A 23,348-nucleotide genomic window follows, 5' to 3' on the forward strand; every position below is an offset into this window, starting at 1 on the left:
TCGTTAAGCGCCCCTCGACCCTTGACCCTCGAAACCAGAAGCTTCCCCGTCTTGATCGAATTCGAGCACGTCAGCAAGCGCTACCCCGAGCGGGGCGATGCGCTCAAGGACCTGAGCTTCCGGCTGGACGCGGGTGAGATGGCCTTTCTCACCGGCCACTCCGGCGCCGGCAAGAGCACGCTGCTGAAGCTCATCGGCCTGCTGGAGCGCCCGAGCCGCGGCAGCGTGCGGGTGGGCGGCGATGACCTGGCGCGCCTGCCGCGGCGGCGCATCCCGGCCCACCGCCGGCGCATCGGCATGGTGTTCCAGGATCACCGCCTGCTCGCCGAGCGCAGCGTATTCGACAACGTGGCCCTGCCCCTGGTGAGCGCCGGTATGCACCGCCAGGAGATCGGCAAGCGGGTGCGCGCGGCGCTCGATCAGGTGGGACTGCTCAAGCTCGAGCGCGCGCTGCCGCTGACCCTCTCCAGCGGCGAGCAGCAGCGCGTCGGCATCGCCCGCGCCGTGGTGGGCCGCCCGGAGGTGATCCTCGCCGACGAGCCCACCGGCAACCTGGACCCGGATCTGTCCCGAGAGATCTTCCGGCTCTTCGAGCGCTTCGTGGAGGTGGGCGTGAGCCTGCTCATCGCCACCCATGACCTGGACCTGATCCAGTCCCTGGGCCACCGCACCCTGGTGCTCAAGCAGGGCCGGCTGGTGGCCGATGCCATTCCGCGCCCGCCGACCCCGGAGCCCGAGCCGGAGCCCGAGCCGGAGCCCGCACCATGATCCGGCCGACGCGACGGCGGCCATGAGCGCGCGCCGGCCCCGCTGGCTGCGTCGCCTCGGCACCTGGGTCGGAGATCACCGCCGCGCGGCGACAGACACCCTGGACCGACTCATTCGCGCGCCCCTGGCGACGCTGATGACCGTCGCGGCCATCGCCATCGCCCTGGCACTGCCGGCGACCCTGCTGGCGATCACCGACAACCTGGAGCGCCTCGCCGGGGACTGGCGCCGCGGGGCAGCGCTGTCGCTGTTCCTGGCGCCGGGGCTCGACGAGGCCGCCGGCGGGCGCCTGGCGGCGGCGCTGCGCACGCGCATCGACATCGGGCGGGTGGACCTGGTCTCCCGTGCCGCCGGGCTCGCGGAGCTGCGCGAGTACAGCGGCCTGGGCGGCGCCCTGGACCAGCTGCCGGACAACCCGCTGCCCGTGGTGCTCGCCGTCTACCCCGCCCCTGACCTGACGGCCGAGGCCGACGTGGACGCACTGCTCACCGGTCTCGCGGCCCTGCCCGGCGTGGACTTCGCCCAGGCCGACGCCCAGTGGGTCAAGCGCCTCCAGGCCATTCTGTCACTGCTGCGCGAAGGCACCTGGCTGCTCGGCGGCATGCTCGCCCTGGGGGTCGTGCTGGTGGTTGGAAACACCATTCGACTGGAGATCGAGAACCGGCGCGACGAGATCCTGGTCATGGACCTGGTGGGGGCCACGGGCGCCTTCATCCGCCGCCCCTTCCTCTACGCCGGCGCCTGGTACGGCCTCCTCGGCGGCATCCTGGCCTGGGCGCTGGTGGACACGGCCGTTTGGCTGCTGCAGCGGCCCGTGGACCGCGTTGCCGCCCTCTATGAAGCGCAACTGCGGCTCATCGGCCTCGACCTGCACCAGTCCGTGGCCCTGCTCGGCCTCGGCACCCTGCTCGGCATGGTCGGCAGCCGCATCGCCGTGGGCCGGCACCTCAAGCGGCTCCGGCCGGTGTGAGGCGGCATCGCCCTCAAGCCCTGCTCAAAACCGCCGGCAGCACCCGGGCAGCATCGGCAACCAAACCGAGCCGCAGCCCCGGCCCATGGGCGCAGGCAAGGCGCTCATGCGCTGCGGCGTGGACGGCAGCACAGCGGGCCGACCCATCGGCGCCGGCCCTGTGCATGGAGCGGGCGCCGGCTGCGGGGCGCAGGCGCTGCCGGCGCGCGTCTGGAATCGACGCGCATGGTGGCTCAGCCAGCGCACCAGCGCTGCATCGGCCGGCGCGGCGACGGCCAGCACCGGCGTGCGCCCAGCTACGACCTGCGCAGGTGCGGCGGCCACCAGCGCGCGGGGAATGACGCTGACCCTGCCCCAGCGCGGCAGCGTGGCATAGTCGATGAATGCGGCCGGCGTCTCCAGCCAGACATGGGGCGCAATGGCGTGTGCAGCGTCACTGCCCGGGCGATACACCACCCGCCCCACCCGAAGCCGCGCCGGGATGCCGTGCTCCGCCAGCAGCGCCTGCCCCGCAAGGGCGTAGTAGAGACAGGCGCGCTTCATGGGCCAGTGCTGCGGGCGTGTCAACGCCACCTGGTCTTCGACGGCCGGCGCCAGGCTGACCACCAGGGACGCCGCGGGTACCTCGCTCGCCCGCACCGCGGCCAGGCTTGCCAACGCCCAGATCAGCGCCCAGAGCAGCAACGCTGCCACCATGACCTTGCGCCACTGCTGCCCCATGTTGGCCTGACCGATACGACGCCATCGCTGTGGGAGCGGAGCCCAGGGCGGATGGCAAACACCTGTGCCCGGTCTTCAGTGTAGCGCCCCGCAGCGTGGCGGAGTCTTCAGTCGGCCGAAACACAAAACCCCGGCAGGGTTGCCGGGGTCTTGGCCGCGCCGGCCCAGGCTGGGCGCGCGTCACTGCAAACGCGTGGCCGGCGTGGGCGACGGCAACCGCGATCAGTTGTTCTGGATGACGATGCGCGGGAACTTGGCGGCGTAGTCCTTGGCCTGGAGGGAGAGCTTGGCCGCGGTCTTGCGGGCGATCTCGCGATACATCTGGGAGATGCGGCCCTCGGGGTCGGCGACGACGCTCGGCTTGCCGGAGTCGGTCTCCTCGCGGATGTGGATGTCGAGCGGCAGCGAGCCCAGGAGCTGGATGCCGTACTGCTCGGCCATGGACGCACCGCCGCCCTCGCCGAAGATGTGCTCCTCGTGGCCGCACTTGGAGCAGATGTGGATGCTCATGTTCTCCACCACACCGAGCACCGGCACCTCCACCTTCTGGAACATCTTGAGGCCCTTGCGGGCGTCCAGCAGGGCGATGTCCTGGGGGGTGGTGACGATGACCGCGCCGGACACGGGCACCTTCTGCGCCAGCGTCAGCTGGGTGTCGCCGGTGCCGGGCGGCAGGTCGATGACCAGATAGTCGAGATCGGACCAGTTGGTGTCGTTCAGCAGCTGCTCCAGGGCCTGGGTGACCATGGGGCCGCGCCAGATCATCGGCGTCTCCTCCTCGATGAGGAAGCCGATGGACATGGTCTGGAGGTCGTAGCTGGTCATGGGCTCCAGGCTGTTGCCGTCCTTGGACTCGGGCTTGCCCGAGACGCCCAGCATGCGCGGCTGCGAGGGGCCGTAGATGTCCGCGTCCAGGATGCCGACCTTGGCGCCCTCGGCAGCGAGGGCGAGTGCCAGGTTCACCGCCGTGGTGGACTTACCGACACCGCCCTTGCCGGAGGCCACTGCGATGATGTTCTTGATGTTGTCGATGGGCTTCAGGGACTTCTGCACGGAGTGGGAGCGGATCTCCCAGTCCACGTCCACCTGCGCTGCGGAGACGCCGTCGATGCCCTCCACCGCCTCCTTCACGGCCGCAGCGACGGCGTCGGCGGCGCCCTTGGCCGGGAAGCCCAGGGTGACCTTGACCTTGACCTGGTCGCCTTCGATGTCGATGGACTTGATGGACTTGGTGCTGACGAGGTCGCGGCCGAGGTGCGGCTCGATGTAGCCTTTGAGGGCGGCCTCGACGGTCTCGTTGGTGGGTGCGGACATGGTTAACTCCGTTGTCTGGGTGGCCGCGCGGCTCAGCGCTCGGCCTTGATCTCTGTGTCTGCGGCGCGCGGCGCCGTCGCTGCGGCGCTGGGCGATGTCGCGGGTGCGCCGTCGGTGCCCGCTCAACTGGTATCAGTGGTTGCTAATTCAAGGCGTCGGCCGGCGCGCCCGGTGCCTGGGGCCGATGGCTTCTGCACTGGGCGTCTGCGAATGCAGCGTTGCCGGGTCACTAGGCCGCCAACGCCTCCCCGAGATTGCCCGGCCTGTTGCATAATGAAGGGCTTGGTCGGTCCCGCTTGCACGCCGGCTTTCGCCATGCCGCCGCACGCGCCGAGCCACTGCCGTATCCCGCCACCACTGCGCAGTCATCATGCCCACCCGTGCTGCCGCCAAGCCGCCCCGAGACGGGCAACCGCCTTTGACCTCGGCAGAGCGCCCGCCGCGGCGCCGTCGTGGCGGCCGGCTGGAGACTGCCGGGCTCTTCGGCGGCAGCGCCCTGCTGGTGGTTCTGGCCTTCTGGCTCGCCGGGCAGTTCGTGCAGCCGGCGCCGCCGCACACCATCACCATGGCGGCGGGCCAGCCGGAAGGCGCCTACATGCGCTATGCGGAGCGCTACCGCGACGCCCTCGCCGCCTACGACATCACCCTGGAGATCGAGGCAACCCAGGGCAGTGTGGACAACCTCGGGCGGCTTCTGCGCGAGGCGGACCCGGTGGACCTCGCGCTGGTGCAGGGCGGTGTCGCCCGGCCCAGGCAGCGCGAGCAGCTGAGCGGCCTCGGCAGCATGTTCTACGAGCCCCTGTGGCTGGTAGTGCCGGCCGCGGCGCCGACCCGCGCGCTGAACGAGCTGGACGGCCTGCGCATCGCCGTCGGTGGCGAGGGCAGCGGCACCCGAGCGCTGGTGCAGCAACTGCTGGCGCTGAACGGCATCGACGCGGATACCGCGACCCTGGTGAGTCAGTCGGCGGAGGACTCGGACCGGGACCTCATCGCCGGCGAGCTGGATCTGCTATTCAACGTCGCTTCGCCGGATTCCCCAATGCTCCAGCAGCTGCTCGACAACCCGGCGGTGCGGCTCCAGACCCTGCCGCGGGCCGCGGCCTATGCGCGCATCAACCGGGCGCTGACCCGGCTTGAGCTGCCGCGCGGTGCGCTGAATCCGGCAGAAGACATCCCGCCGCTGCCGCTCGCCCTGGTGGCACCGACCGCCAATCTGGTGGCCCGCCCGGACATTCACCCGGCGCTGGTGGACCTGCTCATCCAGGCCGCAAAGCAGGTCCACGGCGACGGCTCGCTGCTGGCGGCGCCCGGCAGCTTCCCGACGCCGCAGCACTCGGACTTCCCGCTCAGCGCGGATGCCGAGCGCCACTACGCGCACGGGCCGCCCTTCCTGCAGCGCTATCTGCCGTTCTGGGCGGCCACCTGGATCGACCGCACCAAGGTGATGCTGCTGCCGCTGGTGGCGCTGCTGTTGCCGCTCATCAAGATCCTGCCGCCGGTGTATGCCTGGCGGGTGCGTCGGCGCATCCTGCGCTGGTACGTGCAGCTGCGCCGCATCGACCTGGAGATCGAGACCCGGGACATCGCCCCCGACGAGGCCCCGGCGCTGCGCGAGCGCCTGGCGCAGATCGAAGCCGAGGCGGCGCAGATCGATGTGCCGCTCGGCTACACCGATCAACTGTACAATCTGCGCCTGCACATCCGTCTGCTGGAAGAGAAGCTGGAAAGCGTCGGCAGCGACGCACCGACGCAATGATCAAGCTCCGGACCTACATCTACATCGACTCCCTGCAGCCCCAGCTGGCCGAATACATGGCCACGGTGTCGCAGGGCTTCCTGCCCATCCCCGGTGATGCGTGCCTCTGGGTGGAAGTCTCTCCCGGCATGGCCATCCACCGGCTCACGGACATCGCACTCAAGGCCACCCGCGTGCACCTGGCCCAGCAGGTGGTGGAGCGTGCCTTCGGCTCCATGGTCATCCATCAGCGCGACCAGAGCGATGTGCTGGAAGCAGGCCGCATCCTGCTTGAGAACCTGGGTGCCGAGCAGGACGACCGGCAGAAATGCCGGGTGGCGTGGAAGGAGATCATCCGCGCCATGACGCCGGATCACACCGTGCTCATCAACCGCCAGAACCGGCGCGGCTCCATGATCCTGCCGGGCCAGAGCATGTTCATCCTGGAGACAGAGCCGGCCGGCTACATCGTCTATGCCGCCAATCAGGCGGAGAAGGCGGCCAACATCACCATCATCGACGTCCGCGCCGTCGGCGCCTTCGGGCGGCTGACGCTGTCGGGCACCGAAGCCGACGTGGACGAGGCCGGCGCCGCGGCCGTGGCGGCGGTGGAGAGCCTCTCCGGGCAGGAGCGGCCCGTCATCGCCCACGGCCATTGAGCACGGCAGGGGGCTGCGCTTCGCTCACCTGCTGCCCAGCGCATGCCCACAGCGCATACCTGGCGGCGCGCGGTGGGCAGGGGCGGCGTCGCTCAGCAGGCCTCGCAGAGCTCGATCTCGGCGGCAACGGGCCTGTCGGCGGTCTGCGCCCATTCCATCATGGAGCCGTCGTAGAGCCGGGCCTCTTCGTTGCCCAGCACGGCATAGGCGGCGAACCAGCTGAGCGCCGCCCGGTTGCCGCTGTGGCAGAAATGCACCTGCGCCTTGCCGGGGTCGATGCCCCGGGCCTCGAACAGCTGCGTGAGCGCGCCGGCGCTGCGCAGCCGGGCGCCACCGTCCGCCGCCACCCAGTCATAGGGCAGGTGCTTGGCGCCGGGGATGGTGCCGGGGCGCTCGTCGCGGTCGCCGGTGTAGATGCCGACGTACTCGCCCTCGCTGCGGGCGTCCACCAGCTGCACGCCCTCGGCACGCGCGGCGGCCACGGCTTCGGCATCCGGCACCAGCTCAAGCCGCGGCTCGGCGGTGAAGCTCGCAGCCGGGCGCTGCGACGGCCCACGGGCGAGGCGCCCGCCGGCATCGGCGTAGGCCACCAGACCGCCGTCCAGCACACTCACGGCGTCGTGCCCCAGCACCTTGAAGGTCCAGAACACCCGTGCCGCTGCAGCCATGTCGCCGGCGCCGCGGCCGGTGGCGGTGATGACCACGTGATCGTCGTTGCCGATGCCGGCCTCCCCCAGCATCGCCTCCAGCTCGGCGATGTCGGGCAGCATGGACTCCAGCAGCGCCGGGTCCTTATTATCCTTGGGGGCGTTGGTGCGCCACTTGTCGTAGGGCAGGCTCGCGGCGCCCGGTGCGTGGAAGCGCTGGAAGGCCTTGGGCTCCTGGAGGTCCACCACCACCACCTCGTCGAGATGCGCCTTGAGCCAGGCGGCGTCCACCAGGGCGGGCGCCGGCCCGGTGTCCGTTGCGTCGGCCGCCGGCTTGGCAACGGTTTGGGGTGCCGCGGCAACGACCACGGCGGCGAGCAGCAGGTGTTTCAGCATGAGGGACTCCGGGCCGTGCGGCCGGTGAGGTTCGGATGCCGGCAAGTGGTGGCCGCAACCGCACCGATTCAACCGGGGCACGGGTTTTCCGGGGTGTTGTGCTGCAAGCACGCGCCATCTTGGCCCGCGCTGTCTTGACCCGTGCTGGAGGCGCTTCGCTGGTCCGCCCGACTCCACCCTGGGTCGGCGCGGCCGGCTCGCCATGCTGACCGGGCCGGGTCGCCGGCGCCGACTGCGATCAGCCAGGCGCCGGCGTCAGGCGTCGTCGTCGCCCTTGCCTGTGCCCCTGGGGCTGGCGCCAAGGCCGGCGGCGAAGAGCTGCTGCATCATGTCCATACCCTTGAGGCTGCTGGCCAGGTAGGGCTGGAAGAGCCGGAGCGGGTCATAGCCCTCCGCGCCCGCCTGCATGCGCTCGCGGATGTCGTCCAGCAGCTGCTGCTGGAAGGCCTCCACGTCCGGCAGGCCCATGAGCCTGCGCATTTCCACGGCGCTGATGTCGAGGTCGATGTGGATCTTCATGGCGGCGGTGGCGGCTCCCGGCGGGTGGCGACAGGTGGACGGGGACAGCAGCGCTGCGCTGCTGTTGACGGGTGGGCGGCGCAGGCCTGCACTCAGTGGCGGCTCGCCCTCGGCGGCAGCTCCTGCGGCAGCGGCTCCTCCACGGCGAGGCCCCGGCGCACCCGGCGCCCCAGCAGCACACAGGCGCGCTCAAAGGTGCGCTCGGCCTCCTGCAAATGCCAGTTCCAGTCGAGCGGCGGTGCGTTGGTGCGCACGGAGAAGTGTCCCGTGGTGACCACACGGCCGATGCGCACCTCCACGGCCCAATCGTGCCAGACGGCATCCGGCTCCGCCTCATCGGCAAACTCCTGCTCCACCAGCCGCACCGCGGCACCGCCTGTGTCGTCCATGACCACGAGCTCGGAGAGCAGCGCGGACTCATCCACGCAGCTCTCCCAGCCGGTGTGCACGCCGGAGGCATTCTCCATCAGCGCATGCACCAGCAGGGCCGGCGTAATGCGCAGGCTGAGCGGCATGTCCCAGTCGGGGTCCGCGGTTTCGGAGAAGGCGGCGGGGGTGTTCTCGGTCATCGGCAGGGTTGGATCGTGAGACTCGGGATGCGGCACGCGAGGCCTTAGCTTAAACTGCAATGGGTGGCGCTGTCGTGCACAGGCCGCCCCTGCCGGCCCACAAAGTCGTCCAGCCGCCGCTACCCGCCGACGCATCGTGGCGACCTGCGCGGGCGTTGCCATCGCCGTCTCCGCCACGCCTGCGCTCGGCCCCTCAGACCATCAGCCTCCGGCCATCAACCCATTGGGAGCAGTCGCAATGAAGGTCGCCGTGTTCTCCGACGTGCAGGCGGTGCTGCCCGCACTCGACGCTGTCATCGAGCACATCGACGCCTGGCGCCCGGACCTGGTGGTGATGGCCGGCGACCTCGTGAACCGGGGTCCGGACAGCGCCGGCTGCCTCGCACGGTTCGACAGTCTGCGCCGCGAGCAGGGCTGGCTGCCCGTCAACGGCAACCACGAGGTCTGGGTGCTGCGCTGCGGGGCGCAGGCGCCGGCCTCCGACGGCGAGCGCGAGATCCGCCGCTTCACGGACTGGGCCTGGCAGCAGGTGGCCGACCAGGCGGAGGGTCTGCGCGGCTGGCCGGATCACCTGTGTCTGCACCCCCCCGGCGCGGACGCCTGGCTGCACGTGACGCACGGCACCATGGCGGGCAACCGCGACGGCATCACCCCGGGCCGCAGCGATGAATCCCTGGTGGGCCGGCTGCCGGAGGGCGTCGCGCTGTTCGTCTCGGGTCACACCCATCGCACGCACCAGCGCCACACGCAGGGCATGGACGTGGTCAACGTCGGCTCCGCGGGCTCGCCCTTCGACGGTGACGTGCGCGGCAGCTACGGCCGCTTCACCTGGCGCGGCGGGCGCTGGCGCACCGAGCTCGTACGCTTTCCCTACGACCGGGTGCGGGCAGCGCACGACTTCGAGGACTCCGGCTTTCTCGACCACGGCGGGCCGCTGGCGCGGCTCGTGTTCGAGGAATGGCGGCGCGCCGAGCTGCTCATGGGCGGCTGGCGGCAGCAGTTCGAGGCCGCCGTGCTGCGCGGCGAGCTGGAGCTGCAGGACTCCGTGGACCGTTACCTGCGTGCGCAGCGCTGACGGTCGGGCGCGGCGCTGCGCACTGCGGTCAATGGGTCAGTTCCAGCCCACCACATCGTAGCCGCGCTCGCGCAGGCAGCGGTTGACGTAGTTCTTGAAGGTGCTGCTCGGCTCGCTGCTGCGGGTGACGCCGCGCACCAGCCCCACCGCGGCACCGGCGGCCGCGCCGGCGGCGGCGCGGTTGCCGACATCGTCGTAGCCGCGCACGGCGCCGTAGATGCCGGTGGCGGCACCGCCCGCGGCGGCACCCACGGCGGTGTCGCGGGCGATGCGGCTGCCGTCCGTACCGGCACCGGCCTCCCGCGCCAGACGCCGACATTCGTCGATGTCCGCCTGGGCGACACGGGTACCGCCGTAGACCACCGGCTGGGAGGTGCAGCCCACGAGCCCCGCGGCGAGCACGAGTGCCAGCCCGAGCAGGATCGGAAGCAGACTGAAAGCAGGCCAATGCAGCGGCGCTGCATTGAGCCACAGCGGGCGCGTTGTCATCATGCGCATGGGAGGTCTCCTGTATCGATCCGCGGTTGCGCCGAGCAGACCCGGCGCGTCGATGTGCTTTGATCATAGCCCGTCCGCGCACCGACTGAGGCACGCCCACCGGCACAATCGCCGGGCGCGCTGCATCCACGGACCAGCTCCATCACAACGGGCAAGCCAGCTCGGGCAGCCCCCTATTGCACCAGCGCGGCCGATGCGTTGTCATCAAACCGCATCCAGAACAGGTCATTCCGGTGCGGGAGCCACGCGCCCATGCCGGCGGCCGTCACCGCAACCATCCGCTGGCCGGGTCTGACCCGGCGGGAGCATCAAGCCCATGGCCACGGCACAGAGTCAGCATCCGCACGCAGGCTCGCCGGCAGGCGACCTCGCCCTGGCGGCCCACGCAGGCGCCGCGTCCACGGCACCACCAAAGCTGTTCGAGCGGCTGCTGGAGCCCACCGACGTGCGCATCAACGGCAGCCGCCCCTGGGACATCCAGGTGCGCGACCCGAGCGTCTACCAGCGTACCCTGCGCGACGGCTCCCTCGGCCTCGGCGAGGCCTACATGGCGGGTGCCTGGGACAGCGCGCAGCTGGACGAGACCTTCGCCCGGCTCCTGCGCCACGACCTCGACACGGCGCTCAACCATGCAGCGAAGCTGCACTTCGCCCTGCACTGGCTCAAAGACCGGCTCATCAACCGCCAGTCGCGCGCGCGCGCCTTCACCGTCGGCGAGCGGCACTACGACATCGGCAACGATGTCTATCGGGCCATGCTGGACCCGACCATGAGCTACAGCTGCGGCTACTGGCGGGATGCCACGACGCTGGAGGAGGCCCAGCTCGCCAAGCTGGAGCTGACCTGCCGCAAGCTGGAGCTCGCCCCCGGACAGCGGCTGCTGGACATCGGCTGCGGCTGGGGCGGCCTTGCGGCCCATGCCGCCCGGCACTACGGGGTCGAGGTGGTGGGTATCACCGTGTCGCGCCGGCAGGCGGAGCTGGCCACGGAGCGCTGCCGCGACCTGCCCGTGGACATCCGGCTGCTGGACTACCGCGACGTGCCGCAAAAGGTCGGCGGGCGCTTCGAGCGCATCGTCTCCATCGGCATGTTCGAGCACGTGGGGGTGCGCAATTACACCAGCTATTTCGATGTCGCCCGCCGGGTGCTCACGGAGGACGGGCTCTTCCTGTTGCATACCATCGGCAACAGCACCACCTCGTCCATTACCGATTCGTGGACCGATGCATACATCTTCCCCAACGGCAAAATCCCTTCGGCGGTGGAAATCAGCCACGCTCTGGAGGGCCGCTTCCTGGTGGAGGACTGGCACAACTTCGGCCCCGACTACGACCCCACGCTGATGGCCTGGTGGCAGCGCTTCGACGCCGCCTGGCCCGAGCTCCGCGGCAATTATGACGATGTCTTCTACCGCATGTGGAAATACTATCTGCACGCGTCGGCGGGCTTTTTCCGCTCGCGGCAGGGTCAGCTGTGGCAGCTCGTGCTGGCCAAGCGCAGCCGCCCCGGGGCCTATCGCTCCGTGCGCTGACGGCGCCGCCGCGTCGAATCCACCGCTGGGGCCGCCGGCGTGAGCGCGCCGGCCGACCCAGGCGATCAGTCCGGGGCTCAGCCCGGGCGCCCGGCGGGATCCCAGCCGGGCCCCCAGCCCGACACCCTGCACCGCTTCCTGTTCGAGCGCCTCGGCGTGCGCGGCGAGCTGGTGTGCCTGGACGCTTCCTTCCAGGCGGTGCTGTCCCGCCATCCCTACCCGGGGCCCGTGCAGCGACCGCTCGGCGAGGCGCTGGCCGCGGTGCTGCTGCTCACGGCGACGCTCAAGTTCGAGGGCAGCCTGACCCTCCAGGCCCAGGGCAGCGGCCCCATCCGAACGCTCGTCGTGCAGGGTACCCACCGCGGCACGGTGCGCGGCCTCGCCCGCTGGGACGGTGACGTGCCCCACGGGGACCTGCAACGCCTGTTCGGCGCCGGCCACCTGGCGCTGACGCTGGACCCCACCCGGGGTGAGCGCTACCAGGGCATCGTGCCGCTGGAGGGCGCCGGCCTCGGCGCCGCCATCGAGACCTATTTCGGCCACTCCGAGCAGTTGCCGACGCGGCTGTGGCTGGCCGTGGACGGCAACCGCGCGGTGGGTCTGATGCTGCAGCGGATGCCGGGCACGGTGGAGGACGCCGACGGCTGGACGCGCACCGTCACCCTCGCCGACACCGTCGAAGAGCGCGAGCTGCTGACCCTGCCGGTGCAGAATCTGCTGCGCCGCCTGTTCCACGAAGAAGACGTGAGACTCTACGACCCGGAGCCCGTGGCCTTCCGCTGCGGCTGCTCGCGCGGGCGCATCGAGCAGACCCTGCGGGCGCTCGGCCGCGCCGAGGTCGACGCCATCCTGGCCGAGCAGGGCGACATCGCCGTCACCTGCGAGTTCTGCAACCGCGGCTATCGCTTCGACGCCGTGGACGCCCGCGAGCTGTTCACCGACAGCGTGGTGCCCGCCGGTGTCAAGGACTCGATGCACTGAGGACGCCCCCTGCCCGGCGCTGGGTCCCGGAGCCGCTCCGGCCCGCGGACGATGCGCTTCGCCGCGCCACCCGACGTTGGCAGCGCCCGGGTTGTCGTGGACGCCCTCCCCGCCTTCAGCCGAGCGTCCGTTACCCGCGGCAGCAGGCGGCCGGCACCGGTATGCTGTACAGACGACGCGGGGCCGATGACGCGAGCCCGCCCGCGGCCACCAACATCAACCCTGGAACCTCACCATGTCCGACGCCACGCCCTATGTCCTGGTCCTGTTCTACAGCCGCTTCGGCGCCACCGCGGAGATGGCGCGCCAGGTGGCCCGCGGCGTCGAGGAGGCGGGCGTGGAGGCGCGGCTGCGCACGGTGCCGGCGGTCTCCACCGTCAGCGAGGCCGTGGCCGACAGCATCCCGGACGCCGGGGCGCCCTATGCGGAGCTGGATGACCTGCGCGACTGTGCGGCACTGGCGCTCGGCAGCCCCACGCGCTTCGGCAACATGGCGGCGGCGATGAAATACTTTCTCGACGGCACCTCGCCGCTGTGGCTGAGCGGCGCGCTGTCCGGCAAGCCGGCCGGGGTGTTCACGTCCACGTCCAGCCTGCACGGGGGCCAGGAGACGACCCTCATCTCGATGATGCTGCCCCTGCTGCACCACGGCATGCTCATCCTGGGCCTGCCCTACAGCGAGACGGACCTGCTGCATACAGACGCCGGCGGCACACCTTACGGCCCCTCGCACGTGGCCGGCATCGACAACGACAACCCCGTCACCGATGCCGAGAAGCGGCTCTGCCAAGCCCTCGGCCGCCGCCTGGCCAACACCGCCCGGGCGCTCGCGGACTGATGCGGCAGCGCATGCGCCGTTGCGCGGCGCCGCCCTGCACACCCGGGCGGTCATGAGCATCGCCGCCCGCCAGCTCTGTCTGCCGCTGCGACTGCCGGGCAGCGGCGGCTTCGACGCCTTCGTGGCCGACGGCAACAGTGCTGTGGTGGCGGCGCTGCGGCACTGGGCGAGCGACCCCGCCGCCGGCCATGTGCTGGTGCACGGCGAGGCGGGCAGCGGCAAGAGCCATCTGCTGCATGCCGCCTTCGAGGCCGCCGTGGGCACCGGTGCTGCGGCGCGCTTCCTGCCGCTCGATCTGGCCGGCCTGGCGCCCTCGGTGCTGGAGGGCCTGGAGCACTGCGACGCGGTGGTCATCGATGCCCTGCAGGCCGTCGCCGGGCAGCGCGAGTGGGAGCTCGGCCTGTTCAACCTGTACAACGCCCTGGGGCAGCGTGGCGGGCGGCTGCTGCTGGCGGCACGGGCGCCGGCGCCGGCCCTGGGCCTGAAGCTGGCTGACCTGACCTCCCGGCTCTGTGCCTGCGCCACCTACGCCCTGAAGCCATTGGACGACGCCGGCCGCGCCCGCCTGCTGGAGCGGGAGGCCGCCACCCGCGGCCTGGCGCTCGACGCCGACACCCTGCGCTATATCCTCACCTACAGCCCGCGCGACACGGCCTCCCTGCTCGCCCTGTTGGAGGCACTGGACCAGACCTCGCTGCGGCTGCGCCGGGCGCCGACACCGCGGCTGGTGGGGCAGCTGCTTCAGCGCAGCCTGGACGCATCCCTCGCCGACGACGGTCTCTGAGCCGCGCGCGCCCCGGGTCTTGCGCTGCCGCCGCGCTGCGCGACAATGGCGACCCGGACCACGACCGCAAACCGTTACCGCCACACCGACGCACAGGACCGCACCCATGGTGCTGATGATCGACAACTACGACTCCTTCACCTACAACCTGGTGCAGTACCTGGGCGAGCTGGGCGCCGAGGTGCGCGTGCTGCGCAACGACGAGGCGAGCGTTGCCGAGGCCCTGGCACTCGGTCCGGAGCGGATCGTCATCTCACCGGGGCCCTGCACCCCGGACGAGGCGGGCATCTCCGTGGCGCTGATCCAGGCCGCCGCCGGCCATGTGCCGGTGCTCGGGGTCTGTCTGGGCCATCAGTCCATCGGCCGCGCCTTCGGCGGCGAAGTCATCAAGGCCCGGGCGGTGATGCACGGCAAGACCTCGCCCATACACCACCAGGGCCAGGGCGTCTTCGCGGGCCTTGAGACACCCTTCGAGGCCACCCGGTATCATTCGCTGGTCATCGACGCCGAGCACCTGCCGCCGGCGCTGGAAGTCACCGCCTGGACCTGCCGCGACGACGGCAGCCGCGACGAGATCATGGGCGTGCGCCACCGCGAGCTGCCGGTGCAGGGGGTGCAGTTCCACCCGGAGTCCATCCTCACCCGTCACGGTCACGATATCCTCCACAACTTCCTGCAGGACCAAACCTGACCGAACCGCCCTCAGCCCTCAGCCCTCAGCCCTGATACGGAAGGGCTGAGGGCTGAGGGGCCTCTGATCGAGCGAACGACGAGAGACAGCGCTATTCCCATGGACATCAAACAAGCCCTGGCCCGCGTCATCGACGGGCACGACCTCAGCGCCGAGGAGATGACCGGCTGCATGCGCGCCATCATGACCGGCGGCGCGTCCCCGGCGCAGATCGCGGGCTTCCTGGTGGCGCTCAGGCTCAAGGGCGAGACGGTGCCGGAGATCGCCGCCGCCGCGGCAGTCATGCGCGAGCTGGCCACCGGCGTGGACATCGGCGACCTGCCGCATGCCGTGGACATCGTCGGCACCGGCGGCGATGCGGCGGGCACCTTCAACATCTCCACGGCGAGCATGTTCGTCGCCGCCGCCGCCGGCTGCCACGTGGCCAAGCACGGCAACCGCTCGGTGTCCTCCAAGTCCGGCAGCGCGGATCTGCTGGAAGCGGCGGGCGTGAGCCTGACCCTGACGCCGGAGCAGGTGGCCCGCTGTGTGCGGGAGGTGGGTGTGGGCTTCATGTTCGCCCCCGCTCACCATGGCGCCATGAAGCACGCCATCGGCCCGCGGCGGGAGCTCGGCGTGCGCACCCTCTTCAACGTGCTCGGGCCGCTCACCAACCCCGCCGGCGTACGGCGGCAGGTGCTGGGCGTGTTCGCCGAGCCGCTGCTGGAGCCACTGGCCGAGGTGCTCGCCGACCTGGGCGCCGAGCAGGTGCTGGTGGTGCACGCCGCGGACGGGTTGGACGAGATCAGCATCGCGGCACCCACCGACATCGCCGAGCTCAAGGACGGCGCCATTCGCCGCTACCGCATCGCGCCGGCGGACTTCGGACTGAGCGAGGCGCCGCTGGACCAGATCCGCGTGGACGGCCCCGAGCACAGCCTGCGGCTGGTGCAGTCAGCGCTGTCCGGTGAGCCGGGCCCGGCGCGGGACATCGTGCTGCTCAACGCCGCCGCAGCCATCTATGCCGCCGGCGTTGTCGACAGCCTGGCGGACGGCGTCGCGGCGGCCCGGGCTGCCATCGACGACGGCGCCGCCCTGACACGGCTGACGCGGCTCGCGGCACTCACCCAGGGCTTCGGGGCGCAGCCCGCATGACGGACACACCGGACATCCTGAAGCGCATCGTCGCCCACAAGGCGGAGGAGGTGGCGGAGCGTCAGCGTCACCGTCCACCACAGGCCATTGCCGCGGCCGCCGCCGAGGCCGGCCCAACCCGCGGCTTCGCCGACGCGCTGGCGGCGAAGATCGCGGCAGGTGAGGCCGCCGTCATCGCCGAGATCAAGCGCGCCAGCCCGAGCAAGGGACTGCTGCGCGAGGACTTCCAGCCCGCCGAGATCGCCGCATCCTACGCCCGCGGCGGCGCCGCCTGCCTGTCGGTGCTGACGGACCGGGACTTCTTCCAGGGCGACGATGCGCACCTTGTGGACGCCCGCGGCGCCTGCGCCCTGCCGGTGATCCGCAAGGACTTCGTCATCGACGTCTATCAGATCCACGAGGCCCGCGCGCTGGGCGCCGACTGCATCCTGCTCATCGCCGCCTGTCTCACGGACGCACAGCTCGCGGACTTCGCCGCCCTCGCGCAGACGCTCGGCATGGACGTGCTGCTGGAGGTGCACGACACCGCCGAGCTTGAGCGGGCCTTGGCGGTGCCCACGCGGCTCATCGGCATCAACAACCGGGATCTGCGCAGCTTCGAGGTGAGCCTGGACACCACCCTCGCGCTGCTGCCGCAGATCCCCGCCGAGCGGCTCCTGGTCACCGAGAGCGGCATTCACAGCCGCGACGACGTGGCACGCATGCGCAGCCAGGGCGTGCACGCATTTCTGGTGGGGGAGTCCTTCATGCGCGCCCCGGAGCCGGGGGCGAAGCTGGCAGACTTGTTTGATTGGTGAGTGACGAGGCGCTGGGCACGGGGAGCGGGGAACCCTCAGCGAGCGATGCGTCGGCGCCTCGCCCCCCGATACTCGATACTCGATGCTTGTTCGTCAGCGCGTCCCGAAGACGACGATGGTCTTGCCCTTGACGCTGATCTGGTCCTGCTCTTCGAGCGCCTTCAGCACCCGGCCGGCCATCTCGCGGGAGCACCCGACCATGCGCCCGAGGTCCTGACGGGTGATGCGGATCTGCATGCCGTCCGGATGGGTCATGGCGTCCGGCTGCTTGCACAGCTCAAGCAGGGTACCCGCAATGCGACCCGTGACATCCACGAAGGCGAGGTCGCCCACCTTGCGGCTGGTGCGCTGAAGGCGCAGGGAAAGCTGTCGCCCGATGGCATGGAGCAGGGGCAGCGCGTGCTCGCGCAGCTCGCGCTCCAGCACCTGCTCCAGGCGCCGATAGCTGATCTCGGCGACGCGGCACTTGGTGCGGGTGCGCACCACGACGCTGCGGGTCTTCTGCGGCAGGAAGAGCCCCATCTCGCCGATGAACTCGCCGGCGTTGATGTGCGCGAGGGTGAGCTCGCGGTGGTCCTCGTCCTCGATCAGCGCCGCCACCGAGCCCTCGACGAGGTAGTACAGCGTCTCGGCGGGCTCGCCCGCGTGGATGAAGTCCACGCGCTTCTCGTACTGCTTCGTGTGGCAGTGGCTGAGGAAGGGCTCCAGCCATTCGGGATCGGTCTGGGGCACGATTCTCTGGATCATGCGTCGGTTGCTCGGTTTCGTTCTGACATCGCCGGTGCTTCCGTGCCCGCGCGCCGTCCGTGGTAGCCTGTCGCCGCCGGCACTGGGGCGTTCGCGCCACGGCATCGGCACCGACGTCGATCACTTGGGTGCAGCCATACAGGCAGCGACAAGATACGCGAAATCACCGGATGTCGCAGTGCAGGAATCACCCTATACACCGATAAGTGTTTTCACCATGATTGAGTTGCAGAGATGAAGGCACGCGTCAAGTGGCTGGAGGGCACCGCCATGGTGGGCGAGTCCGGCAGTGGGCACGCCGTGGTCATGGACGGCCCGCCGGACCTGGGCGGGCGTAATCTCGGGGTGCGCCCCATGGAGATGCTGCTGCTCGGCCTCGGCGGCTGCACGCAGTTCGACGTGCTGCTGATCCTCAAGCGCGGCCGGGCCCGGGTGACCGATTGTCTCGTGGAGCTGAGCGCCGAGCGCGCCGAGACCGAGCCCAAGGTCTTCACCCGCATCCACGTGCATTTCATCGTCACCGGCCACGACCTGAGCCGCAAGCAGGTGGAGCGGGCCATTGCGCTCAGCGCCGAGAAATACTGCTCCGCGTCCATCATGCTCGGGGCCACAGCGAAGGTGACGCACGACTTCGAGATCCGCGATGCCTGAGGCGGCGGCCTTCGACGGGCTCGCCCGGGAGTTCTTCTCCGGCTGGCTCCGGTTCCATCCGGGGGCGGCGCTGACCACCGGCCTCAGCGACTGTTCGGGCCTGCCGGCGCCGCAGTCCGACGACGACCACGCCGCCCTGGGCAGCCTGCTGGAGACCCTGATCGTCGCGCTTCAGGAGCTGGATCACGACGCCCTGGACACCGACCGACGGCTGGATGCGGAGCTGCTGTTCGGACTCGCCGCCGTCGAGCACCGCGAGCTGCTGGAGCGCGATTGGCGCCACCGCGACCCTCTGCGCTTCCTGCCGCTCACTGAGATCCACCGCCTGACCCTGCTGGCGGCCCCGTCCCTGCGCGAAGACCTGCTGGCGCTCCTGACGGCGATCCCCGCCCATCTGCGGCTCGCCATCACCCAACTGACGCCCATGGCAGAGCTGATCCCGCCACCGCTGGTGGCGGCGGCCGCCCGCGCCGCCGCCGCGGGTCCGGGCTATCTGCGCGCGCTGGTGCGCTCGCGCTGGCTCGCCACCCACTGCCGCGGCATCGGGGAGATCGAGGCCGCCGCCGAGGCCGCAGCCACGGCCCTGCGCCAGTACGCAGCGGCGCTCAAGAGCGCCATCGCGCCGCGGGCGGCGGGGCGCTGCGGCTGCGGCCCGGCGCACCTGGGCTTTCTGCTGCGCCATCGCCACCGCCTGCCCCTACGGCCCGATGACTGCACACCGCTGCTGGAGCGGCTCGCATCCGCACGCAACTTGGGCGCGGCGGAGATGGTGCCTGCGGCAGCGACGGCGACCAGCGAGGGCCTGCGTGCGGAGTGCGCCCGCCTGCGGCAGCTGCTCGGCGAGCGCCTTCGACTCACGCTGCCGGTGGCGCCGCTGCGGGTGGCGACAGGACCCGTCCGCCCGCGGCTGACCCCCGGTGCCACCGCCGAGGATGACGCCAAAAAAGATGACACCGGAACGGTGCCGCTGGACCGCGACGGCATCGACTATGTGCCGGACCTGACGCGGGGGCACGGCACCCTCTACCTGCCCGATGGCGAGAGCGTGCCGGCACGGGCGCCGGGCGCAGAAGCGGCCCTGTCGCTTCAGTGCCTGCGGCTCGGCTGGGGCGGCCTGCACAGCCTGATCTTCGCGGGCGGCATGGCCGCGCGCTCGCTGCCGCGGCTCCTCGCCGGTGGCGTCTCGCTGCGCGAGGGCTGGCCGCTGGCGCTGGCGGAGCTGGTGCTCGCGGGCAGCGACGCCGAGATGACGGTCCGTGCTGCGGAGCGCACTGCGGTGGCACAGGCCAGGCTGGACCTGGACCTGCACCTGGGCCGCCTCAGCCTGGCGGCGGCGCGCGAGCGCGCCGCGGCGCTGGGCGATGCCGATGGCGTCCTCGCCGACCTCATCCGCAACCCGGGTGACGCCTTGGCGCGCGTGCTCGGCTGGCAGCTCATCGCCGCCGTCCAGAACAGCCTCGCGCAGGATCCCGCTGCGAGCCGCAGCTTTCACGACCGGCTGCTCATGCGCGGCCCGATTCCGGCGAGCACGGCCATCGCCCTGGCCAGCGATGAAGCCACGCTTCAGAGGACGCTGGCGGGGCTCTGCAACACCGGTCAGGCGCCCCCCTAAGCCAACGCGGAGCCGACGCGGAGCCACCCGGTCGCGGCCCCCCGCCGCTGCCCCCGAAGTCCCTTGCAAAGCACCCGGTTTGGGGCGTAGCGTGCGCGCCTTTGCGGGTGGCCGGCCGCATCGGGCCGCGTCGGCATCGGAGCGCGGCGTCGGCCTGAAAGCCGCGCAGCCCCCGCCGTCGTCACCCACAGCCGCGCCGGTCCATACGACAGGAAGCGTCGATCCGCACAGAGCCGGCCGCAGCCGCGAGCGCTACAGCACCATGTCCAAGACGTCCAAACGGCTCAAGCTGCACGGCTTCAACAACCTCACGAAGTCGCTCAGCTTCAACATCTACGACATCTGCTACACGGACTCCGACGAGCAGCGCGCCGCCTACATCGCCTACATCGACGAGGCCTACAACGCCGAGCGCCTGACCGGCATCCTGACCGACGTGGCCAATATCATCGGCGCCAATATCCTGAACATCGCGCGCGAGGACTACGAGCCCCAGGGCGCGTCGGTGACCATGCTCATCGCGGAGGAGCATGCGCCGGATCAGTCGCTCACCAACTCGGCGACGCCGGGGCCGCTGCCGGATGCCGTCGTCGCGCACCTGGACAAGAGCCACATCACAGTCCACACCTATCCGGAGAGCCATCCGCACAACGGCATCAGCACCTTTCGGGCGGACATCGACGTGTCCACCTGCGGGCTGATCTCACCGCTCAAGGCGCTCAACTACCTGATCCACGCCCTGGAGTCGGACATCGTGATCATGGACTACCGGGTACGCGGCTTCACCCGCGACGTGCGCGGGCGCAAGCACTTCATCGACCACAACATCAGCTCCATCCAAAACTACCTGTCGCGGGACACCAAGAACCGCTACCAGATGATGGACGTGAACGTGTACCAGGAGAATCTGTTCCACACCAAGATGGTGGTGAACCGGTTCGAGCTGGACGACTATCTTTTCTGCGTCGATGTCGAAGAGCTCTCGGACAAGGAATACAAGCGCATCCAGCGCCTGGTGCGCCGGGAGATGATGGAAATCTTCTACGGGCGAAATCTGAACCGTGATATCGAGGGGTGGAATGGAAAGAGGGGATAAGGAGAGGGCGGAGGGCTGAGGCTCCGGACTTCTCACCTCGCGGGCGGCCACGGCTGCTCTGGCCTTGGGCGCGCCGGCGCCCGGGACATTCAAAACCCGACGCATCCGCAAACATCCGGGGCGGTCAAGCAATCCAGGGTGCTGTTGTCGAGTATCCAGGAGCGCGGAACAACCGCCCGCGGCGATGCTGCGTCCTGCCCTCAGCCCTGGCCTGTCCAAGACCGGTCGCGCGCGGGCGACCCGGTTGCTCCCAGGTCTGAGACCCGGCGTCAGCAGCCGTCACTTAAACCCAATAAGCGCCGCGGGTCATCACCTTCGAAACGGCCTTCATGGCCAGCTTGACGGGACCCGGCAGCTCGGCACCGCCGGCGGCGTGGGCCACGTCGGCGTGGTGGATCTCGTCCGCTTTCATCTGCTCCAGAATGGCGCGTGTGCGCTGGTCGTCACCCGGCACCTGTGCGATGTGCTCGTCCAGATGGCTCTCCACCTGTCGCTCCGTCTCCACGACGAAGCCGAGGCTCCACTTGTCGCCGGCGAGCCCGGCGGCGGCTCCCATGGCAAAGGAGCCGGCGTACCACAGCGGGTTCAGCAGGCTCTTGCGGGCACCGAGCTCGTCCAGCCGCTGCTCGCACCAGGCCAGGTGGTCGTTCTCCTCCAGCGCCGAGCGCTCCAGGCTCTCGCGCACCTCCGCGAGACGGGCGGTCAGCGCCTGCCCCTGATAGAGGGCCTGCGCGCACACTTCGCCGGTGTGGTTCACGCGCATCAGGCCGCCGAGGTGCCGGCGCTCCTCCTCTGCAAGGTCCACCTCCATGTACTGTTCCGCGGGGTTCTCCCGCTCGGTGAGGCGCGGACGGCCGAAGATGGTGCGCAGGGCCTGATCGAAGCCCATCAGGGCCTGATCGACGGGGGAATAGTCTCTGGTGCTCATGACAATCAGACAGCAGGGCAATCGGTTGTTGGCTGAGGTATCACTGTTGCCACCGATCTGCTGGCGGCGGCGCCGATGGCAAGGCCGAAGTATCGCGCAAAGCCCAACCCTTCGCCGAGGGCCGCAACCCGGGGCCGACGCAGATCAAGAGCCCGCCCAAATCAGGCTTCTTCAGGGTGCTGGCGTTGTCGCCAAACCGTCACACGGCCCCGCGACCCTCGCCGCCCTGCCCGAGCGCCCGCGCCAGCAGCACCACCGGATGCACCACGTCCAGGTCAAGTCCGGCGGCCTCGGCGGCGGACGCCAGGTGGGCCGCACAGCCGGTGTTGGTGGTGGCAAGCCAGCGGGGTGAGAGGCGCCTCAGTGCCGCCACCTTATGCGCCGCAAGCGCCGCGGCGGTCTCGGGCTGATCCAGCAGATAGGTGCCCGCCGCACCACAACAGCTGTCATTGCCCGGCAAGGCCACTACTTCCAGCCCAGGGATGCGGTGCAGCAGCGCATACACCGCCGCCGTATCGCGCAACTGGTTGCGGTGCGAGCAGGGCTCGTGCACCGCCACCACACCGGTGAGGCGCCCCGGCACCAGCCCGGCGGGCCAGGGGCTGTCCAGCACCGCCCGGCACAGCTCCACGGCATCAACCGTTCCGCGCAGCTCGGCCACACAGGCACTGGCGCCGCCCACCACCCGCGCGTCGCCGAGCACAGCCCGGTTCTGCGCCAGCAGGGCATCGGCGGCAGCGGGGAAGCCGTTGTGCCGGTGCATGGCGCCACAGCAAACCTGTCCGTCCGGCACCGCCAGCGGCACCTTGAGCCGGCGGAAGACCACCACCGCCGCCTGCATCACCGCCGGCTCCAAGACCCGGGCGACGCAGCCGCGGAACAGCACCACCGGCTGTGCGGCATCCCCGCCATCCGTCGCCGCTCGGCGCTCGCGGGCCGCCGGCGGTTGCGGCCGATGCAGACGCAGCGCAAGCCCATGCAGCACGCGCAGCTGGGGCCACCGCAGCAGCCCGGCGCGAGGCGCGATGGCGGCCAGCCCGAGCCGCCGATAGGCCAGCGCCGCCCACGCCAGCAGCGGCAGGAGCCAGGTGGCGCTCAGCGCATCCAGCCGCAGGCGCCGCCACCAACGCTGCGGCGCCGGCAGCCGTGCCACCCGTGCCGCGCGGGCGGCATCCATCAGGGTGGCGAACTGCACCAGGGACGGGCACGCCACCTCGCAGGCCCGGCACTCCAGGCAGCCCGCCAGATGCGCATCGAGCCGCGCATTGTCGCTGAGCTGGCCGCCGGCGAGCCCCTGGACCAGCGCGATCCGCCCGCGCGGCGAGTCCGCCTCGTGCTGGTACAGGCGGAACGTGGGGCAATGCGGCAGGCACAGACCGCACTTGACGCACTGGTCCGCGAGGCGCAGCAATTCGCGATCGTTCAAGGTCTTCTGCGCGGTTCAGTGCGATAATGGTTTGGGCAGGGTCGGCAAGGCAGGCAGTGGCGCACTGTGCGCCCCGGCCACATCACAGCGGCATCCGCCCCTGGGGCCACCGAGTTTCACTCGGCCCCCTGGGGCCGCCGAGTTTCACTCGGCCCCTGGGACCGCCGAGTTTCACTCGGCCCCCTGGATAGGGGTAGGGAAGGCGTGCGCCTCCCCTCCCTCCGAACCGTGCGTGCGGTTCTCCCGCACACGGCTCTCCGGT

The 23,348-nt window shown here is 70.7% G+C and carries 24 protein-coding genes; 15 read left to right on the forward strand and 9 right to left on the reverse strand.

The features are described from left to right. Positions 1–51 precede the first annotated feature (51 nt). Entirely contained in the window at positions 52–768 is a 717-nt protein-coding gene (ftsE, locus tag QZ607_RS12335) for a cell division ATP-binding protein FtsE (RefSeq protein WP_295883005.1), read from the forward strand. A 22-nt stretch (positions 769–790) separates the two neighbouring features. Beyond that, positions 791–1,738: a permease-like cell division protein FtsX gene (gene ftsX / locus QZ607_RS12340; RefSeq protein WP_295882951.1), complete on the forward strand. Its 948-nt coding sequence runs from the start codon at positions 791–793 to the stop codon at positions 1,736–1,738. Between the two features lie 24 nt (positions 1,739–1,762). Here the strand turns inward: ftsX and QZ607_RS12345 are convergent, their stop codons facing one another. Further along, complete coding sequence (locus QZ607_RS12345) at positions 1,763–2,458, reverse strand: lasso peptide biosynthesis protein (protein WP_295882952.1); 696 nt, start codon at positions 2,456–2,458, stop codon at positions 1,763–1,765. Between the two features lie 222 nt (positions 2,459–2,680). Continuing rightward, entirely contained in the window at positions 2,681–3,772 is a 1,092-nt protein-coding gene (gene apbC, locus QZ607_RS12350) for an iron-sulfur cluster carrier protein ApbC (protein WP_295882954.1), read from the reverse strand. A gap of 370 nt (positions 3,773–4,142) precedes the next feature. Between apbC and QZ607_RS12355 the strand changes: the two genes are divergently transcribed. Both QZ607_RS12355 and QZ607_RS12360 read left to right on the forward strand, forming a co-directional pair. After that, entirely contained in the window at positions 4,143–5,528 is a 1,386-nt protein-coding gene (locus QZ607_RS12355; protein ID WP_295882955.1) for a TAXI family TRAP transporter solute-binding subunit, read from the forward strand. After that, on the forward strand, positions 5,525–6,166 hold the full coding sequence (locus QZ607_RS12360) for a BMC domain-containing protein (protein WP_295882957.1): 642 nt from the start codon (positions 5,525–5,527) through the stop codon (positions 6,164–6,166). The genes QZ607_RS12355 and QZ607_RS12360 overlap by 4 nt, the downstream gene beginning before the upstream one ends. A gap of 92 nt (positions 6,167–6,258) precedes the next feature. Here the strand turns inward: QZ607_RS12360 and QZ607_RS12365 are convergent, their stop codons facing one another. From QZ607_RS12365 to QZ607_RS12375, 3 genes are all read right to left on the reverse strand, one after another. Continuing rightward, positions 6,259–7,209 (reverse strand): sulfurtransferase, encoded by a 951-nt coding sequence (locus QZ607_RS12365; protein WP_295882959.1) that lies wholly within the window; start codon positions 7,207–7,209, stop codon positions 6,259–6,261. 255 nt (positions 7,210–7,464) lie between these two features. Next, entirely contained in the window at positions 7,465–7,728 is a 264-nt protein-coding gene (locus QZ607_RS12370; RefSeq protein ID WP_295882960.1) for a DUF6489 family protein, read from the reverse strand. 92 nt (positions 7,729–7,820) lie between these two features. Then, complete coding sequence (locus QZ607_RS12375) at positions 7,821–8,297, reverse strand: hypothetical protein (protein WP_295882962.1); 477 nt, start codon at positions 8,295–8,297, stop codon at positions 7,821–7,823. A 238-nt stretch (positions 8,298–8,535) separates the two neighbouring features. On the opposite strand from QZ607_RS12375, the gene QZ607_RS12380 reads away from it, so the two are divergent. Next, complete coding sequence (locus QZ607_RS12380) at positions 8,536–9,372, forward strand: metallophosphoesterase (RefSeq protein WP_295882964.1); 837 nt, start codon at positions 8,536–8,538, stop codon at positions 9,370–9,372. Positions 9,373–9,408: 36 nt separating this feature from the next. Here the strand turns inward: QZ607_RS12380 and QZ607_RS12385 are convergent, their stop codons facing one another. Beyond that, positions 9,409–9,870 carry a hypothetical protein gene (locus QZ607_RS12385; RefSeq protein WP_295882966.1) on the reverse strand — a complete coding sequence of 154 codons (462 nt, stop codon included), beginning with the start codon at positions 9,868–9,870 and terminating at the stop codon, positions 9,409–9,411. A gap of 316 nt (positions 9,871–10,186) precedes the next feature. Between QZ607_RS12385 and cfa the strand changes: the two genes are divergently transcribed. The 7 genes from cfa to trpC all read left to right on the forward strand — a co-directional run bounded on the left by cfa (position 10,187) and on the right by trpC (position 16,626). Further along, positions 10,187–11,401 carry a cyclopropane fatty acyl phospholipid synthase gene (gene cfa, locus QZ607_RS12390; protein WP_295882968.1) on the forward strand — a complete coding sequence of 405 codons (1,215 nt, stop codon included), beginning with the start codon at positions 10,187–10,189 and terminating at the stop codon, positions 11,399–11,401. Between the two features lie 126 nt (positions 11,402–11,527). Further along, positions 11,528–12,382, forward strand: coding sequence for an Hsp33 family molecular chaperone HslO (gene hslO, locus QZ607_RS12395; RefSeq protein WP_295883006.1), 855 nt, complete (start codon positions 11,528–11,530; stop codon positions 12,380–12,382). A 235-nt stretch (positions 12,383–12,617) separates the two neighbouring features. Then, complete coding sequence (wrbA, locus tag QZ607_RS12400; protein WP_295882970.1) at positions 12,618–13,220, forward strand: NAD(P)H:quinone oxidoreductase; 603 nt, start codon at positions 12,618–12,620, stop codon at positions 13,218–13,220. Positions 13,221–13,272: 52 nt separating this feature from the next. Further along, positions 13,273–14,004 carry a DnaA regulatory inactivator Hda gene (gene hda / locus QZ607_RS12405; RefSeq protein ID WP_295882972.1) on the forward strand — a complete coding sequence of 244 codons (732 nt, stop codon included), beginning with the start codon at positions 13,273–13,275 and terminating at the stop codon, positions 14,002–14,004. Between the two features lie 106 nt (positions 14,005–14,110). Then, complete coding sequence (locus QZ607_RS12410) at positions 14,111–14,695, forward strand: aminodeoxychorismate/anthranilate synthase component II (protein WP_295882974.1); 585 nt, start codon at positions 14,111–14,113, stop codon at positions 14,693–14,695. Between the two features lie 99 nt (positions 14,696–14,794). After that, entirely contained in the window at positions 14,795–15,829 is a 1,035-nt protein-coding gene (gene trpD / locus QZ607_RS12415; protein WP_295882976.1) for an anthranilate phosphoribosyltransferase, read from the forward strand. After that, on the forward strand, positions 15,826–16,626 hold the full coding sequence (trpC, locus tag QZ607_RS12420) for an indole-3-glycerol phosphate synthase TrpC (RefSeq protein ID WP_295882978.1): 801 nt from the start codon (positions 15,826–15,828) through the stop codon (positions 16,624–16,626). Before trpD ends, trpC begins: the two co-directional genes overlap by 4 nt. Positions 16,627–16,719: 93 nt before the next feature. On the opposite strand, the gene crp is transcribed toward trpC, so the two are convergent. Next, the gene (crp, locus tag QZ607_RS12425) at positions 16,720–17,373 is read right to left on the reverse strand and encodes a cAMP-activated global transcriptional regulator CRP (RefSeq protein ID WP_295882980.1); all 654 of its coding nucleotides are present in this window, start codon (positions 17,371–17,373) and stop codon (positions 16,720–16,722) included. Positions 17,374–17,607: 234 nt separating this feature from the next. Here crp and QZ607_RS12430 point away from each other — a divergent pair, with 234 nt between their 5' ends. The 3 genes from QZ607_RS12430 to speD all read left to right on the forward strand — a co-directional run bounded on the left by QZ607_RS12430 (position 17,608) and on the right by speD (position 20,732). Next, complete coding sequence (locus tag QZ607_RS12430; protein WP_295882982.1) at positions 17,608–18,024, forward strand: OsmC family protein; 417 nt, start codon at positions 17,608–17,610, stop codon at positions 18,022–18,024. Then, positions 18,017–19,636, forward strand: a complete 1,620-nt coding sequence (locus tag QZ607_RS12435) for a hypothetical protein (RefSeq protein ID WP_295882983.1) — start codon at positions 18,017–18,019, stop codon at positions 19,634–19,636. The genes QZ607_RS12430 and QZ607_RS12435 overlap by 8 nt, the downstream gene beginning before the upstream one ends. Positions 19,637–19,898: 262 nt before the next feature. Then, positions 19,899–20,732 (forward strand): adenosylmethionine decarboxylase, encoded by an 834-nt coding sequence (gene speD / locus QZ607_RS12440; protein WP_295882986.1) that lies wholly within the window; start codon positions 19,899–19,901, stop codon positions 20,730–20,732. A 283-nt stretch (positions 20,733–21,015) separates the two neighbouring features. On the opposite strand, the gene coq7 is transcribed toward speD, so the two are convergent. Next, positions 21,016–21,660, reverse strand: coding sequence for a 2-polyprenyl-3-methyl-6-methoxy-1,4-benzoquinone monooxygenase (coq7, locus tag QZ607_RS12445; protein ID WP_295882987.1), 645 nt, complete (start codon positions 21,658–21,660; stop codon positions 21,016–21,018). A 199-nt stretch (positions 21,661–21,859) separates the two neighbouring features. Beyond that, entirely contained in the window at positions 21,860–23,086 is a 1,227-nt protein-coding gene (locus tag QZ607_RS12450; RefSeq protein WP_295882990.1) for a (Fe-S)-binding protein, read from the reverse strand. Positions 23,087–23,348: the final 262 nt, after the last annotated feature.

Source organism: uncultured Thiohalocapsa sp. (assembly GCF_913063425.1).
GTDB lineage: Bacteria > Pseudomonadota > Gammaproteobacteria > Chromatiales > Chromatiaceae > Thiohalocapsa.